The 14,905-nt window shown below is 41.1% G+C and carries 18 protein-coding genes and 1 pseudogene; 4 read left to right on the forward strand and 15 right to left on the reverse strand.

The window, feature by feature from the left end; translation table 11 throughout:
* Positions 1–25 precede the first annotated feature (25 nt).
* On the reverse strand, positions 26–1,279 hold the full coding sequence (gene cypC, locus M1D94_RS20020; RefSeq protein WP_282627579.1) for a fatty-acid peroxygenase: 1,254 nt from the start codon (positions 1,277–1,279) through the stop codon (positions 26–28).
* Positions 1,280–1,451: 172 nt separating this feature from the next.
* Between cypC and blaOXA the strand changes: the two genes are divergently transcribed.
* Positions 1,452–2,255 carry a class D beta-lactamase gene (gene blaOXA / locus M1D94_RS20025; protein WP_101501813.1) on the forward strand — a complete coding sequence of 268 codons (804 nt, stop codon included), beginning with the start codon at positions 1,452–1,454 and terminating at the stop codon, positions 2,253–2,255.
* Between the two features lie 26 nt (positions 2,256–2,281).
* On the opposite strand, the gene M1D94_RS20030 is transcribed toward blaOXA, so the two are convergent.
* From M1D94_RS20030 to M1D94_RS20045, 4 genes are all read right to left on the reverse strand, one after another.
* The gene (locus M1D94_RS20030) at positions 2,282–2,473 is read right to left on the reverse strand and encodes a DUF5370 family protein (protein ID WP_003234886.1); all 192 of its coding nucleotides are present in this window, start codon (positions 2,471–2,473) and stop codon (positions 2,282–2,284) included.
* A 16-nt stretch (positions 2,474–2,489) separates the two neighbouring features.
* Positions 2,490–2,738, reverse strand: a complete 249-nt coding sequence (gene csgA, locus M1D94_RS20035; protein WP_003234887.1) for a sigma-G-dependent sporulation-specific acid-soluble spore protein CsgA — start codon at positions 2,736–2,738, stop codon at positions 2,490–2,492.
* A gap of 111 nt (positions 2,739–2,849) precedes the next feature.
* On the reverse strand, positions 2,850–4,238 hold the full coding sequence (locus M1D94_RS20040; protein WP_015252942.1) for an amino acid permease: 1,389 nt from the start codon (positions 4,236–4,238) through the stop codon (positions 2,850–2,852).
* A gap of 317 nt (positions 4,239–4,555) precedes the next feature.
* Entirely contained in the window at positions 4,556–5,740 is a 1,185-nt protein-coding gene (locus M1D94_RS20045) for a DUF4885 domain-containing protein (protein WP_041850641.1), read from the reverse strand.
* A 131-nt stretch (positions 5,741–5,871) separates the two neighbouring features.
* Between M1D94_RS20045 and M1D94_RS20050 the strand changes: the two genes are divergently transcribed.
* Both M1D94_RS20050 and M1D94_RS20055 read left to right on the forward strand, forming a co-directional pair.
* A complete protein-coding gene (locus M1D94_RS20050; protein WP_064672074.1) occupies positions 5,872–6,729 on the forward strand; it encodes a hypothetical protein in 858 nt (285 codons plus the stop codon).
* A gap of 85 nt (positions 6,730–6,814) precedes the next feature.
* Positions 6,815–7,585: a serine/threonine protein kinase gene (locus M1D94_RS20055; protein WP_017694962.1), complete on the forward strand. Its 771-nt coding sequence runs from the start codon at positions 6,815–6,817 to the stop codon at positions 7,583–7,585.
* Here M1D94_RS20055 and M1D94_RS20060 read toward each other — a convergent pair.
* Genes M1D94_RS20060 through M1D94_RS20075 form a run of 4 tightly spaced genes read right to left on the reverse strand, consistent with a single transcriptional unit; the run spans position 7,570 to position 10,525 of the window.
* The gene (locus tag M1D94_RS20060; RefSeq protein WP_077671181.1) at positions 7,570–7,833 is read right to left on the reverse strand and encodes a hypothetical protein; all 264 of its coding nucleotides are present in this window, start codon (positions 7,831–7,833) and stop codon (positions 7,570–7,572) included. The genes M1D94_RS20055 and M1D94_RS20060 overlap by 16 nt on opposite strands.
* A gap of 58 nt (positions 7,834–7,891) precedes the next feature.
* Positions 7,892–8,878 carry a two-component system sensor histidine kinase YbdK gene (ybdK, locus tag M1D94_RS20065; RefSeq protein WP_167553953.1) on the reverse strand — a complete coding sequence of 329 codons (987 nt, stop codon included), beginning with the start codon at positions 8,876–8,878 and terminating at the stop codon, positions 7,892–7,894.
* The gene (gene ybdJ / locus M1D94_RS20070) at positions 8,875–9,546 is read right to left on the reverse strand and encodes a two-component system response regulator YbdJ (RefSeq protein WP_048654976.1); all 672 of its coding nucleotides are present in this window, start codon (positions 9,544–9,546) and stop codon (positions 8,875–8,877) included. The genes ybdK and ybdJ overlap by 4 nt, the downstream gene beginning before the upstream one ends.
* A 1-nt stretch (position 9,547) precedes the next feature.
* Positions 9,548–10,525: an alpha/beta hydrolase gene (locus tag M1D94_RS20075; RefSeq protein ID WP_088325231.1), complete on the reverse strand. Its 978-nt coding sequence runs from the start codon at positions 10,523–10,525 to the stop codon at positions 9,548–9,550.
* A 135-nt stretch (positions 10,526–10,660) separates the two neighbouring features.
* Here M1D94_RS20075 and M1D94_RS20080 point away from each other — a divergent pair.
* A pseudogene (locus M1D94_RS20080) lies at positions 10,661–10,804 on the forward strand (MerR family DNA-binding transcriptional regulator); the annotation flags it as partial.
* A gap of 116 nt (positions 10,805–10,920) precedes the next feature.
* Here M1D94_RS20080 and M1D94_RS20085 read toward each other — a convergent pair.
* The 6 genes from M1D94_RS20085 to M1D94_RS20110 form a co-directional block, all read right to left on the reverse strand.
* Entirely contained in the window at positions 10,921–11,262 is a 342-nt protein-coding gene (locus tag M1D94_RS20085) for a hypothetical protein (protein WP_032724785.1), read from the reverse strand.
* A 208-nt stretch (positions 11,263–11,470) separates the two neighbouring features.
* Complete coding sequence (locus M1D94_RS20090; protein WP_015252953.1) at positions 11,471–12,643, reverse strand: MFS transporter; 1,173 nt, start codon at positions 12,641–12,643, stop codon at positions 11,471–11,473.
* 126 nt (positions 12,644–12,769) lie between these two features.
* On the reverse strand, positions 12,770–13,072 hold the full coding sequence (locus tag M1D94_RS20095; RefSeq protein WP_003234907.1) for an ArsR/SmtB family transcription factor: 303 nt from the start codon (positions 13,070–13,072) through the stop codon (positions 12,770–12,772).
* Positions 13,073–13,543: 471 nt separating this feature from the next.
* Positions 13,544–13,918 (reverse strand): DUF2294 domain-containing protein, encoded by a 375-nt coding sequence (locus M1D94_RS20100; protein WP_003246482.1) that lies wholly within the window; start codon positions 13,916–13,918, stop codon positions 13,544–13,546.
* A 57-nt stretch (positions 13,919–13,975) separates the two neighbouring features.
* Complete coding sequence (locus M1D94_RS20105) at positions 13,976–14,266, reverse strand: DUF6407 family protein (protein WP_014475635.1); 291 nt, start codon at positions 14,264–14,266, stop codon at positions 13,976–13,978.
* A gap of 60 nt (positions 14,267–14,326) precedes the next feature.
* Entirely contained in the window at positions 14,327–14,857 is a 531-nt protein-coding gene (locus M1D94_RS20110) for a carbonic anhydrase (protein ID WP_232567382.1), read from the reverse strand.
* Positions 14,858–14,905 lie beyond the last annotated feature (48 nt).

Consider the following 14,905-nt stretch of genomic DNA (forward strand, 5'->3'; position numbering starts at 1 on the left):
CGATAAAGGAAGAGAGCTTTTTAATTTAACTTTTTCGTCTAATTCCGCTCATTACAAAGCCGCTTTCAGGCAATGACGGCATTCTGGCGAGACTGTAATGCAGTGATTGTTCCGGAACATCGTATTCAATCTGATGGACGAGGAAATCCAGGCTCGCTTTCATGACTTCAATTGTAATGCCTTCCCCTGGACAGCGGTGGCCTTTCTCGGCGTGCCCCCCGCCTTGAGGAATCATATCAAACGGATTTTCTTCCCGCTCCGCAAATCGTTCAGGCCGGAATTCATCGGGATGATCCCATAGACGAGGGTCGTGGTTCGTTCCATATACATCAAGCAGCACCGATGTGCCCTTCTTAAACTCACAGTTATTCCATACAAAATCTTTTTTGACAAGCGCCCCTAAAAACGGGCCGAACGGATAATATCTGCGGACCTCCTGCACAAACATTTCTCTTTCCCGGCTGTTTCCAGACCGCAGCCATTCCTTGTACTTCGGATGCTCATGAAGCGCCAAAGCTGAAAACACAAGAAAGTAAGAAATTGCGACAATAGGCCGGAGTACATTAATCAGCTCAATGGTTGCCATGCGGGAATCCAGCTGGCTTCCATCTTCTTGTGTGTGAAAAGCCATTTCATGCAGCGCTGTTCCGGGAGTCGTTTTCAGCAAGCCGGCACGAGCATCTTCAATCATGACTTCAATCCACTCTTCCGCACGCGGCCTTGCTCTTCTTCCCTTCCAATGCCGCGGTCCCACAGCACCGAACGCGTCGACCATGTCAATGAAGTCATCCGCTCTCTCTTTGACTTCCGTTTCCTTCAACGGAACACCTGCCCAATAGCACGCTACCCGGCACAGGATTTCTTTTGCTTCTTCAAATAACACAACCTCATCTGCCTTCTCCCATCTTGTGACTGCTGCTTTCCACTCCTCTGTCATCAACTCAGCCAAACGTTTTTGATGCGGCGGTGTCATCAATGACAGAAAAAGCATCTTCCGATGGATATGCGCGCTGCCATCCATTCCCTGAATCGCATTAACACCAAACAGCGATTTCTGCACCCTCTTAGGCAAAGCGTTCTGCCGCTGGAATCGATCCGTATCATAAAACACCTTCGCCGCCTCAGCGCCAGTCATGCAAATAAAGTTTTTTCCCAACAAACGGGCCTGAAACAGATCTGAATTGTAGCGCTCTGTTCTGTTTTTAATAAATAAATACCCTTCCTTCAGCAGTGTCAGACTGTTATCGAGACTTTTGTCATGTGGAATCTGCTCATTCATCCGCTTACCCTGCCTTCCTTTTTACCCTCTATTTTCACGTTATCTTCCGACTATAAACCCAGTAACAGTATTTGTTTGCAAAACCAAATTTAAGCGCTTTTTGATTATTTTTTAAAGGAAGAACAAACGAAAGAGAGAAAAGGTAGTTAATCAAAACAAAGGGGAGAACAAAATGAAAAAATGGATATATGTTGTGCTTGTGCTGAGTATTGCAGGAATCGGCGGCTTCTCCGTCCACGCAGCGTCATCTGCTCATGAAAAACACTTGAATGTCAGCAGAATGAATGTCGATGATGAATTCAAGGATACGGATGGAACCTTCATTCTTCACGATTTACAAAAGGAGCAGACATTTGTCTATAACAGAAAACGGGCAAATCAAAGACAAACTCCGCAATCCACCTTTAAAGTCGTGAACGCTTTAATCGGTTTGCAGGTCAAAGCTGTAAGAGATGAATACGATGTTAAACGATGGGACGGGGTCAAGCGTGAATTCGAATCATGGAACCGCGACCATACGCTTGGCTCGGCCATGCGCGAATCCGCAATCTGGTATTATCAGGCATTAGCGAGAGATATCGGCGAGGAAAGGATGAAATCATGGCTTCATACACTATCTTACGGCAACGAGGATATCAGCGGGGGAATCGACCAGTTTTGGCTGCAAAGCTCGCTCACAATATCTCCGCTGGAACAAGAAACTTTTTTGGAGAAACTGGCTAAAGAGGAGCTTCCATTTGACAAGCCGGTGATGAAAATCGTCAAGCGCATGATGATTCAAGAGGAAGGCGATCATTTCACGCTCTACGGGAAAACCGGAACTCGCCTGACTGATATGGGATTAGGATGGTTTGTCGGATTCATCAAAACAGAGCATGGCTCTTATGTCTTTGTCACCAATGTCGATGATTCCGGCACAAAAGCCAAAAACATCACCGTGGATATCCTGAAAAAGTATGGCCTGATCACATCCTAAATAAAAGAGCCCTGCACGGCAGGGCTCTAAATCTCATGCTCAAAACAATAATGATTCACAAGCTCTTCAATCAAATCATGATCGGGATATTCCCCGTTAAATTCAAATTCGATTTCTTCCACAAACTCTCCTTGATGGTACACATGGATGGCTCCGTTTTGACGGACAACGCTAAACTCCGGCTGAAATGTATATCCGCTTCGTTCAATTGCTCCCATTTCTTACCCGCCTTTCTCAAAGCAGTAATTCATACACCTCGTTTAATTCCTTGGCCCGTTTTTGATCCTGTTCATTCTGGGCATACTTAATTTCTTTTTCTAATACATGGTTCAAAAAAGACATTTCATTATCATCTAAGTCTTTTACAAATTCCTCTTCATTTGCATAACGCTTCGCCAGCATCTTCTTGCAAATACGCTGGCAGACTTCATTTTCTAGATGATTCGAAAGTGATTCGCGCAAATAACCGAGTGTAACATCCATTTCATGAACACCTTTCCTTCTGCTATCTTTACCCTATAGCTTGCTAAAATAGGGAAAATCCATACGCGAAAAATAAAAAAAGAGACATCCGTGAATGTCCCTTTTTTATCGTTATTCAGCTGCTTGTTCGCTTTTTGTCAAATTGGCCTGCGTGCGTTTGCCAATCCCAAACACATAATAACTAATGACCACAAGCGCTAAGAAAATTACGCCTACAATCAGAGAGATACGAGTATCATCGTTAAACCACATGCCAACCAGAACCATCAGCAAGAAAGCAATCGTCAAATAGTTAGTAAAAGGAGCAAACGGCATTTTGAATGGATGTTTATCTAATGCAGCACCCTTCGCTTTTCTGAATCCGATATGGCTGATCAAAATGATAAACCAAGGAATCATCCCTGGGAGCACGCTTGCGCTGTATACATAGACAAAGATCTTCGGCGGCGCGATATAGTTCAGTACAACACCGACAGCCAAACCGATCAACACCGCAATTGTGCCATACAGCGGCACACCATTGCGTGAAATCTTCTTAAAGAATTTCGGTGCTTGTCCATTGACACCCAGTGTATACAGCATGCGGCCCGCGCTGAAAATACCGCTGTTACAGCCGGACATTGCCGCAGTAATCACGACAAAGTTAATAATGCCGGCTGCTGCCGTAATCCCGATTTTCGAGAACGTAGACACAAACGGACTTCCGAGTGAGTTGAGCTCATCCCAAGGATACACCGTCACGATCACAAAAATAGCGCCAATGTAGAAAATCAAAATACGCCAGATAATACTTTGAATCGCATTTCTTAGCGTGTTTTGCGGATCCTTTGCTTCACCCGCTGTAATCCCGATCAGCTCAACTCCTTGATAGGCCGCAATGACAAGAGACAGTGCAAAGAAGAAACCTGAGAAACCTCCTGCAAAGAAGCCCCCGTGAGACCACAGGTTCGACAAACCGATCGCATCTCCGCCATTGCCAAAACCGAAGAAAATAATTCCGATTCCCGCAATAATCATCAAGATAATCGTCACGATTTTAATCATCGCAAACCAAAACTCAAATTCCCCAAACGACTTAACAGAAATTAAATTCGCCGCACCAAGAATCACCATTGCCACGATACCAGGTATCCAAGCAGGCAAATCCGGGAACCAATACTTCATATAAGAACCGACAGCGATAATTTCTGACATGCCGACGATAATCCACTGGAACCAGTTGCTCCATGCTGTTATATAACCTGCCATCGGATGAATATATTGATGGCCGAACGTCGCAAAAGAACCTGTGCTCGGCTCGACATACAGCATTTCACCCATCGCACGCATAATAAAAAAGATAAAAATTCCGCATATTGCATAAGCCAGAAGGACAGATGGACCAGTCCATGAAATCGTGCTGGCAGAACCCATAAACAAGCCAACACCGATCGTACCGCCCAAGGCGATCATCTGAATATGGCGCGCACCCAGGCCCCTCTTTAATTCTTTATTTGCCACTCCTCTTCCTCCTCCTAACAAAATACTCATAAATGAGAAAACAGCAGACCTGCTTGCCTTCACATGAATCAGTGATAACAATCAGAAAATTCAAACTTAAAATTGTTATATAATCTCCTTAATTACTTATTTCATCATAATAAATTTCTCTGGAAAATACAATTGTTTTTTTCAGGTAAACACCTTTGTTCAGAGTTTTGAATCGTTCACTTCTTTTAAAATCTTTTATATAAAAATAATAAAATTGTTTGAATATTGAAATTAATACCCCCCTTAGATTCTCATAAAAAATAAGCTGTTCTACATGAACAGCTTACCTAATAATTCACACCCGTTTGACGCTTTAATGCTTCAAGCCACCCGGTATCTCCGGTCCCATAGCTCTTGCTTTGTCCCACATCTCTCAGAGATCCATTGCTGTAATCAATTGATAGGATGAAATCCGGAATGGCATTATACCCGGCTTCCGCGATTTTACTGAGCTCTGAACGATAGTAAGATATAGCATAAGAAGCCGTTTGTTTCTGCACTGGATCTTTTTCAAGTTCTTCTTTATAGACGTCTAATAAGTCACGTCCATCAGGCGTGACATACCGCCCATCAATCACTTCTAAATCCTTCAAATGGTAGCCTGTAACTTCATACATCTCACGAGCAGCCTGATACTTTTGATAGGCCTCTTCGGAAAATTGTGTTGAATCACTGCTTTGGCTTTTCATGATGTGCAAAAATAGCTCTTTGCTGTTGTCCCCAGATTGCATTACTTGCTCAATCTGCTTAATCAGTGCCTGATCGTCTGACCCGCTTACCCGCACCTGATAGTCAATCGGTGTGATTGTAAACGTCAGCTCTGTCCCCTCTGGAATATGAATATGGTTTCGATTCAACAGCACTTGCAGCTGCTGGTTAACCTGTCCCCGCTGATACACCTTTTCATTCTCAGCTTCCACTTCCCCATGAAATGTGACATTCCGAAACGCAGCATCCTGAAGGTTATAGTTTTGGGCCTTGCCTTTGAATAGCCATTCTGTTTCATTATCGTAAGCGGCCTGTCTTTCTGCAGCTGACAGATCACTTCTGAAATAAGGAGACTTTGAATTTTGGTACTTATCCTTAATATAGCCTAAGGGATCAGACTTTGTTTTGTTAATCGCATTCATCCTGCTGTATTTTTCATCTAGTATTTTGATTCTGATATCACTCTCAGATTCATAGGGGTTTTGGCATTGAATCACTGTTTCTTCCCCTGTGTCTGTCACTGTTCGATCATTCGCTGATTGATACACTTTGCTGAACGTCCCGCTGTTTCCCGACACGCTGGTTTTAGAATAATTGAACTGATTGATTCCCCCAGTTGAAGATTGTGACTTAAGCCTGCTGTATGCCTTTTCCAGAACTGCCGCTGGATTTTCAGTCGCATTCTCCCGTTTGGCAGGCGCATTCTTGCTCAATATGTTCTGTGCCATCAGCTGAGTGCGGATAAATTGCCGATTCAGACGCATTGAATTCCCTCCCGAGTATTCTCTCTTATTCTTTTTTATCGGCAAAGATAATGTATATATTAACCTCAAAAAACATTTATTTACACCTAAATCGTTATTATGTATGATGGAAATAAAAGGAGGTTGTTTGCATGGTGAAAAAATGGCTTATTCCATTCGCTGTTATTCTGTCTGTCTTATTCACCTTTACGTATTCGGCATCAGCTGTCGGAGTCACTGCTATCACAGGAAACAATTCATTTGATACCGCAATGCCGATCGGTTATTGGAAATATAAAAATATCGATACAACAATACTGGAAGCTGGTCAAGATGAAGCCTATTTCACTTTTACGGCTAATAAGGGAGAAAAAGTATACGTGAGGAGTACATACCAGAGCGCGTATACAGGGATGAAAATTGAAATTTATGATAAGAATAGAATACCTGTTTCTCAAGGGACAGAAGTCATTAACCCTAATACGTTTTCTTCTTTTATTTATTCAAATGCAGACGCCCAAAACACGACAGATACCTTTTATGTGAAAGTGTCACGAGGCACCTATACCGGAAACATGTATTTTACACTTTCAATTGAAGACCGAATCAAATCAGGCAGCGGAACATTCCAATTCAGCGGCGTTGCTGAAAATAAAGGAAATACAAGCCTTAGCCCCTCAGGTTCTGATTCCAGCGTGATCAAGGTTGATTTAACAAACCAATCCGGGATACCGCGTGATGCCATTGTAACCAGAGTTCAGACAACCGCCACTCAAACACCAAGCCAGGGAAATACACGCCACCTGATCATGACGAGCGAAAACAACGAATGGCGCCGTGCTCTTGTAAACAGCTCGACTTCAGGGTCTTATGATATCTCTTTGTCAGATCAACTCAGTGTGGCAAAGGTATGGAGTTTTAAATATAATACATTAGCGACTGCCAGATCGACGATGAGCAATGTTAAAGCAAAAATAGATTATGAATACGACGTAACAAAGCAGTTTTAACTTATACCGAGCCGGTTATCCGGCTCTTTTTTATTCTCCGGCTAGAAGGTAAACTATAGTCAGTACAACCAAGGGAAGTGCAGACATGGCATTAAAACTTCTAAAAAAACTGCTATTTGACCGCCCTCTAAAGAACGGCGTTATCTTAAATCATCAATACAAAATCGAAGAGTGCCTCGGTATGGGAGGCTACGGTTTGGTTTATTTGTGCACCGATATCCTAACTCAAACACCTTATGTCTTAAAACAGCTTCGGCCGACAAAAGCGAAAAAGGAAAAAGAAAAAGTCCGGTTCCAGCAGGAAATAAAACTGCTCAATAGCATTCACCACCCGCAAATTCCGGGCTTCATAGATGAGTTCATCATAGACGGACAGGCTTATTATGTCATGCAGTTCATTGAGGGAGAGAATATAGAAGAATTATTATTTTTTCGAAAACAGCCGTTCACAGAGCTTATGGCATTACAACTGATTTCGCAGCTGCTTGAGATTATAGAATACCTGCATGATCGCCTTATCTTCCACAGCGACATCAGAACGCCTAATATCATCATCAATGACGGCAGGCTCTGCCTCATCGATTTCGGCCTTGCCAAACAATTGACTCCTGAAGAAATGGAGGAAATAAAGGTACGAAAACAGGATGACTTCTTCGATCTCGGAGAAACGCTGTTATTCCTGCTGTACTCTCAATATAAAGGAAAAAAGAAGAAAAACGGCACTTGGCTGGAGGAATTAACACTGACAAAGGAAGTAACCTTGCTGCTGAAAAGATTATTGGGCATTGAGGAAGAGTATCAGCACACCGCTTCCATTCGCGAGGATCTAAACCGGGCCATTCAATCGGTCACATAAAAAAACCCTTGTCCCAAAAGCGGAACAAGAACTTTTTTTGGATTAACTGCTGCTGTAGCTCCGGCGTTTGTAACGATGACTGCCGCCATAACGGTCGTAGTGTCTTCTTTTGCCCGAACTGCTGCTGTAGCTGCGATAATGTCTGCGCCGACTGCTGCTGTAATGCCGGCGTCTGCGATATCGGTCACTAGAACTGCTTGAGAGGTACTTAATCGTTTTGATGATTTTTTTAAACATATGATGTTCACCCCATTTCTTTCTCCCTATTATATAAATTTTATAGGAGAAAGAAAAACATCAGCGGGGTCACTCTTTTGAAAACAAGAACCCCGTTCCGTTATCATTTGTATGCAGCTCATAAGTAATCGCAAGCAGCCTGCATGTATCCTCAATAATCTTTAACCCAAGTCCCTCACTGCTCTCATTCCGATCAAATCCAATACCGTCATCACGAATAAAAACATCGCCATGTTCAATCGTGACTTCCATCTTTTCAGCTTTTGAATGCTTTAACGTATTTTGAAAAATATTATCAAACAGCCTTTGCATCCATAACGCGTTGCTCATCCATATCACATCTTGATCTGCCGGCTTATAGTGCAGCTCAATCCCACTCATACTGTATAAATAATCCCACTTTTTTACCGCTGTTTCTAATAGCTCGTTTAGACGCACTTCTTCATTTACAATATAAGAGCTTTCCAGCGTCTCAGCGGAATATAGATTGAATTCATTGGTTAATTCCGAGATATATTCGATTTGCTGATACAATGATTCGAATACAGCCTGACCATGACATTGGTCTTCCAAATAAAATAACTGCAGCCTGAGAGCCGTTAAAGGTGTATTAATGTCATGCCGCAGTTTTTGCAAAAGCTCCTTTTTGATTTCCTCTTGCTGTCTCAGCTCCAGTTCACGATATGTCGTCCGTTCAATTAACAAATTGACCGACTTGATCAGTTCCCCGATTTCATCAGCACGCTTCACTTCAATTTTATCGGGCACCCTTTGATCACTCGCCAAATGCCGAATGGTTTGATTTAATAGATTGATTTTATGCAACAGAGAATGAATCGACTTTGAAAATAAAAAAGCTAACAATAAGAGCGATATCAAAAATACAACGATCATTGCCGGGTACGCAAACGACCTGTGAAAGGGCATACCATGATTCATCGTTTTAAACATGCTGTCATAAATCACAGACATCAAAACACTGACCGCCAGCAATAGCATCGGAACACTAATGACGGCCGTAAACAATAACAACTGATATTTTGTCTTGAGCTTCATTTCTTCACAACGGTATTCAGCCGATACCCTTCTCCATATATATTTTCAATCATCTCACCCGCTTGATCATTGATTTTAGCTCTGATTTTTTTAATATGCACATTGACAATATTCGGGTTTCTATCTTCGAGCTGCCATAGATATTCAAAGAAATGTTCTTTTGTCAGGATACTATCTCTATTTTCATATAAATAAAAGAAAATTTTCCGCTCAATCGCAGTAAACAATACCTCATCATGCAGGCTTTCATTGAACACTTTTTTCGTTACCGCATCAATATACAAATGTTTGATTTGCGTAAAGGTGCCATAATGATGCTCAAGCATATTCCGCATTCTTAATAGCAGCTCTCTCGGATCAAAGGGCTTTACCATATAATCCTCGCCGATCTGCAAACCTTGAAGCTTGCTGTCCATATCATTACGGGCCGAGAGAAAAATAACCGGAATGCCCAGCCCCAGCTTTTTGATTTTTGCAGACATTTGATACCCGTCTTCACCCGGCAGCATCACATCCATAATGACCAAATCCACCTTCTGAATCACCGAAAGCACATCCGCTCCATCTGTTTTCCATATCACACGATATCCCTCACGCTGCAAAATCTTTTGCAGCAAATCACCAATCATCACATCGTCTTCAACGATTAAAATATGATAACCCTTCATCCTAGCGAACCTTTCTCATAAACTCCATGGAAAGTTTATATATTTGATCAGGCTGATATAAATAAATACTGTGTGTTCCCCTCAGTTCCTTTATATCGGCAGTATTGAATTGAGCCGCAAACGCTTCATAGTCTTTTCGGTTTTGTATAGCATACTTTGAATGTCTATTTTGGTCAGAGACCGCATCTAAAATCAAGACGGGAGTCTCCTTTGGTGCCGGCAGATTCACAGATTTGCTGCCGTTTTGGTAAGACTGTAAAAGCTCATGCTCCATATCTGCATTAAAAAATTGCTTAAAGTTAATGGCTTTATAGATTTCTTTTTCTTCATCAGTTAAAAACGACTGCCGAATCACCTCAGGATTATATACAGCGGAAGGCATAAACCGATGAAAACCAATCGAGGTTAACAGGTGGAACCCTCTCACTTTCAATCTGTCAACTCCGCTCAATTTATACGTGACGTACTGCTGGGGCAATCCAATATCCATCGCAATAATGGCCTTGATTTCCTTAGGATATTTCTGTGCCCAATACATCGCTTCAATCCCGGATATCGAATGAGGCATTAAAATATAAGGAGGCTTATTTCCGCTTTTCATAAGCGCTTTCCTCGTCTGTTCCAATACCGTATCAATATCTCTGTCATCGTGAGACACTTCACTGTATCCATAACCTGCCCGATCTACAACAGCAATCTTATTTTCTTTTGAAAACTTGCTGTACAGCCCCTTCATTTCATAAGCAGGCGCAGCAATCCCCGAACCGGACATAAACACAAACGTATCCTTACCGCTTCCCTCTTGATACACATTCATCTTTTTACCGTCAACATCGACTAATGTGCCTTTTTCTTTAAGGAGTGCTGCTTCCTTATTTAGTTGGTAATGGTGGTAGATAAAGACCGAGACGGATACAAGCAAAACCAAAGCAGCCAAGCTGACAAAAACAATTTTTAGGACTTTCCATAATGTTTTCATATGATGCTCCTTTCACTTGATACTGAAAGGATACAATATGAAAATAAATTTCTGATTAACTTTGGCACGGTTTTATTTTCACATTTGACTTTGCCCTTACGGAAAGGTGTACATTTGGAGCATGGAGGTGATCGCTTGCTATCGATCGGTGAATTTTCGAAGATATGCAAAGTATCAACAAAAACATTGCGATACCATGATGAAATCGGACTCATCCACCCAGAAGACATTAATCCTGAAATCGGAAGGTCTATCCGCAAAGTCCGAGAATTTCTTATACGCAGCCTTCTCCAACCGAGAACGACATTGAGAAGGCTACCGCTTATATCAATCTTTCACAAAACATAATTCAGGGGTATTTAATCTATTTATTCCTATTTATTCACACAACAAAGTCACCACAAAGCTTTTTTCTCTTCTTCCTGCTCGATAAACAGATAATTTTCAGGACGGGCCAAAACAGAAAAAAGTGCCAAAAGCAACTTCCAACCTCGAAGCGGACTTCCGCATCTAAACTTCAACACTTCTCCTTCCGCTAAAGTAAACCTCAAAGTTGGGCTTGTACACCAAGCAATCTTCACTTGAATAACATGCTCACCAGGCGGTAAATCAATTCGCAGCCTTCCTCCATCTTTGATAGTTCCCATCTCAGCCCCATCAATTAGCACTGAATACTCTCTCATTTTGTTGATGTACTGCGATGTCCTGCTCATTTCAATGTACGTCTTTTGATTCACGATGACACATCCTCAAAGTAATGATCTTACAGGCGAGAAGCGCTAGAACCCTTCCGCCATACCGTTATTTCCCTTCCTAGTATATTATAACTTGCTGTGCTTCAGCTCTCCGTCGGCAAAAATCCCTTTCAGCTTCAGTGTGCCTTCTACTTGAGCTTTTTAAAAAAACACCCGCTTGTATAACGAGCGGATGTTAGATCTTTCGAAATTATTGATTGATATCTTTTAGCGCTTGTTTCGGTTGCGAATTGAAAATCAGCAATGATGCAATAATGGCAATCATAACCCCTAACGCACCAACCCAGGTAATCGAGGCCAATGATACGTTTTCCACAAAAACCCCTCCTATTCCTGCGCCGACCGCCATGGCGAATTGCATCATTGACTGATTCATGCTAAGCAAAACACCTGACATTTCCGGTTCTATGGTAGCCAGGTGAAATTGCTGTGTCGGACCGGTGGACCATGCGGCAAACGACCATAATATGAGAATCACCAACACTCCGATATAGGAATGAGTAACAAGTGACAGCAGAATCAGTGTGACGATATGCAACGTCATCCCGCCAACGAGTGTAAAGGGCACTCCCCATTTATCGGTGCTATATCCCCCAAACTTCGATCCAACCAAACTGGCAATTCCAAAAATAAGCAAAACACCGCTGAGCAGCTTGCCATTTATACCTGAGATGTTCAAGAGATACGGTGACAAATAAGTGTAAGCAACAGAATATCCCCCGAGCCAGAAGAAAGTGATTGATAATCCCATAGCCACTTTCCGTTTTTTGAAAAGAGCAAGCTGTTGAAGCAAAGGCACAGGCTTATCCCCTTCAGTATGCGGAAGAGTAAAGAAAATAACGACCATTGCGATCAATCCCAACAAAGCAATGGCTCCAAATACAGACTTCCAGCCTAGTGCAACTGCTATCATTCTTCCAAGCGGAACACCAATGATTAAAGAAGCGGTAAATCCCATCACGACCGTAGCGATGGCACTGCCCTGCTTCCCTTCCGATGCAATCTTAGCCGCAATCGTTAATGCGGTGACAACAACCACACCTGCTCCCATCGCCATAATGATCCGCGCTGCAATAAACCATCCATAACCAGGCAGTACAAAAGCCAGGACATTACCGAACACAAACAAACCTAGGGCATACATCATCAATTTGCGTCTATCCATACTTGCTGTCAACGCCATAAGTACGGGTGTAGACAGAGCATATACAAGTGAGAAAATGGTAATGAGCTGGCCCGCGGCAGCTAAAGTGATCCCGAGAGTATGAGCAATTTGATCCAAAATTCCCGAAATGATGTACTCTGAGGTTCCAACTAAAAAGCTGACAATGGCTAAAATATAAATTTTCCAAGTGTTAGACATAAAACATTCACTCCTCAATTATTAATAAACATATCACGAATTATCGATATGTTATTATAAAAAATAAACACATCGTAATATGTCGATATGTATGGTGTAAAAATAAACATCTTTTGATGTTTATTTTTATATCTCTGTTTTAAGAAAGTCAGCAAGTTTCCCAATGGCTTCTTCATCTCTTTTGTAATACGTGTACTTTCCAATACGCTCCGCCTTAATTAGGCCGGCTCTTAAAAGGATGGTAAGATATTGGGAAGCCGTCGATTGCGTCATTTTCAATTTGTCTGTTATTTGACTGACACATACCCCGATTGTGTTCATATCAATCCCTTCATGGGGTGCAAAATGACGATCCGGTTCCTTCAGCCATTGCAAAATTTGCAGCCTTGATTCATTTGATAAGGCTTTGAATACTTCAATTGGTTCCATATCGATTATTATATCGTTATATTTCGATATGTCAATCCGTTTTTTTGGATATATTTAATTAAAGCTAATTCCGTGAAATGAAACTGAAGACAGCATATCAATTTTGTTCACCGCTTAAATTCATCATCAAGCTTTACGAAATTGGTCTCATAATTGTGTCACTAAACACTTGGGGGAACCCGGCAGGTGACAAGGATTTTTTCAAATATTGTTCAAGTGACTAATCACCAGCATCAAATTCATGTATTTAAAATAGATGTAAAAAAACATCCGCTCATAACAACAGCGGATGTTAGATCTTTCGACAGGAATAACAAGACAGTATACTATGAATTGACATCTCTTTATGTCCGCTTAGGATATGAATAAAAGTTATCAATGATGCCATAATTGTAAAACAAAAGAATCGGCAGTTCATTATGTTCAATTCACAACAAATTCCATACCGTCAAAACATTTATTTTCTTTAGATTATAAGATCTTTTCCAAATTTTTCTCTAGATCATTACATAATTTAAACACCATCACTCGTTCACCTGTCCGGGAGCTTAAATCAGTATGAAAACTTTTCACTTTTTCTCCGGTTATTTTTAAGATAATATCCTTAAGGCCTTCTATACCTGATTCGACTAACTCCGAACGAGTTTGTTTGATAGATAACATACCCTCTTTTGATCCACAAACTACATATTCAGCTGGTGTTAAAATCCCTTTTAAATTGACGATGATCATGTCCCGCAGTATATCAGTCTTAACAGATACAGACCCCCGCCCAAGATAATCCTTCTCCCATTGAGTAATGGACTTACTGATCTCTGATTCAATAGAACCCTTCGACTTTTTCATATCTAATACATCTCCTGAGCAAAAAAATTGGCATATTCTATTTGTGATTTCATCTCATTAATATTCTCTTACAACATATCCTTCATATACACCTTCAATATCCAAATCAGTTTTACCGTTTCTTGTGACCACTATCATTTTGGATAACATATTTTCTTCCATCATAGAGTGGACATGCAAAAATCGAACGTTTCCTGAATGGGTTTCCTCAACTTCTTCATAAGATTTTAGATGATAAAAATCAATTGCTTTTCTAATTAGTTTTTTCATACATTCCATATTTTCACGATCAAACGAGTTCATTTCCTCGATTGTTTTCGTGACAAAATCAGTTAAATTAGCGCTCATACAATCTCCTTAGAACTGCTTTCTCCATATATGGGTGCGTTTAGAAGTTGAACCTGCATTTCATCGTGACAAGCAATGATCAGGTAAGGCTTGACCTGTTTTAACATCAGGAACCTCCACGATTGAGGGTTTTCCATCATTATGATGAACGAATAAACCTTTAACTTTAACATATGACGGCACTAGGGGATGACGTCGAATCATATCAACACTTTTTTCAATGGTGTCACTGCTATTTTCATTTAGCCATTCATCGACCGTACCACCTAAAAATTCAGGCTTGCAATTTTGAAAGAGATAATCCAATGTTTGTATTTTATCTTTCATTGTTTCAAGTTGAGTTAGTCCATTACCTGCGGAAGTCTTCTTATCTTTTGTTCCTACTACAAAAATCTCCTCAACATCTTCCTGGTAAATCGCAAAAATAATAGACCTCATGATTTCTCCATAAGGATGTGAAATACTGGCACCATAGCTTTGTATAGTCAACATATTCTCTGCAGAAGTGTTAGTCGCTTCTTGTAAAATAGGCTCCAAACCGTTTTCAATATCCGTCAAAAATAATACTTTTTTATTTTGGTTTACATTCATACAGCACACCTCTTCCTTATGTTTATTATTTTTATTTTGAATAACAAA

It is taken from the genome of Bacillus sp. JZ109 (genome assembly GCF_053903135.1).

Bases quoted from the DNA above. Each gene is read 5' to 3' on its own strand.
- cypC (WP_282627579.1), bottom strand. From the start codon at position 1,279: ATGAATGAGCAGATTCCACATGACAAAAGTCTCGATAACAGTCTGACA.
- blaOXA (WP_101501813.1), top strand. From the start codon at position 1,452: ATGAAAAAATGGATATATGTTGTGCTTGTGCTGAGTATTGCAGGAATC.
- M1D94_RS20030 (WP_003234886.1), bottom strand. From the start codon at position 2,473: ATGGGAGCAATTGAACGAAGCGGATATACATTTCAGCCGGAGTTTAGC.
- csgA (WP_003234887.1), bottom strand. From the start codon at position 2,738: ATGGATGTTACACTCGGTTATTTGCGCGAATCACTTTCGAATCATCTA.
- M1D94_RS20045 (WP_041850641.1), bottom strand. From the start codon at position 5,740: ATGCGTCTGAATCGGCAATTTATCCGCACTCAGCTGATGGCACAGAAC.
- M1D94_RS20050 (WP_064672074.1), top strand. From the start codon at position 5,872: ATGGTGAAAAAATGGCTTATTCCATTCGCTGTTATTCTGTCTGTCTTA.
- M1D94_RS20055 (WP_017694962.1), top strand. From the start codon at position 6,815: ATGGCATTAAAACTTCTAAAAAAACTGCTATTTGACCGCCCTCTAAAG.
- ybdK (WP_167553953.1), bottom strand. From the start codon at position 8,878: ATGAAGCTCAAGACAAAATATCAGTTGTTATTGTTTACGGCCGTCATT.
- ybdJ (WP_048654976.1), bottom strand. From the start codon at position 9,546: ATGAAGGGTTATCATATTTTAATCGTTGAAGACGATGTGATGATTGGT.
- M1D94_RS20075 (WP_088325231.1), bottom strand. From the start codon at position 10,525: ATGAAAACATTATGGAAAGTCCTAAAAATTGTTTTTGTCAGCTTGGCT.
- M1D94_RS20090 (WP_015252953.1), bottom strand. From the start codon at position 12,643: ATGTCTAACACTTGGAAAATTTATATTTTAGCCATTGTCAGCTTTTTA.
- M1D94_RS20095 (WP_003234907.1), bottom strand. From the start codon at position 13,072: ATGGAACCAATTGAAGTATTCAAAGCCTTATCAAATGAATCAAGGCTG.
- M1D94_RS20100 (WP_003246482.1), bottom strand. From the start codon at position 13,918: ATGAAAAAGTCGAAGGGTTCTATTGAATCAGAGATCAGTAAGTCCATT.
- M1D94_RS20105 (WP_014475635.1), bottom strand. From the start codon at position 14,266: ATGAGCGCTAATTTAACTGATTTTGTCACGAAAACAATCGAGGAAATG.
- M1D94_RS20110 (WP_232567382.1), bottom strand. From the start codon at position 14,857: ATGAATGTAAACCAAAATAAAAAAGTATTATTTTTGACGGATATTGAA.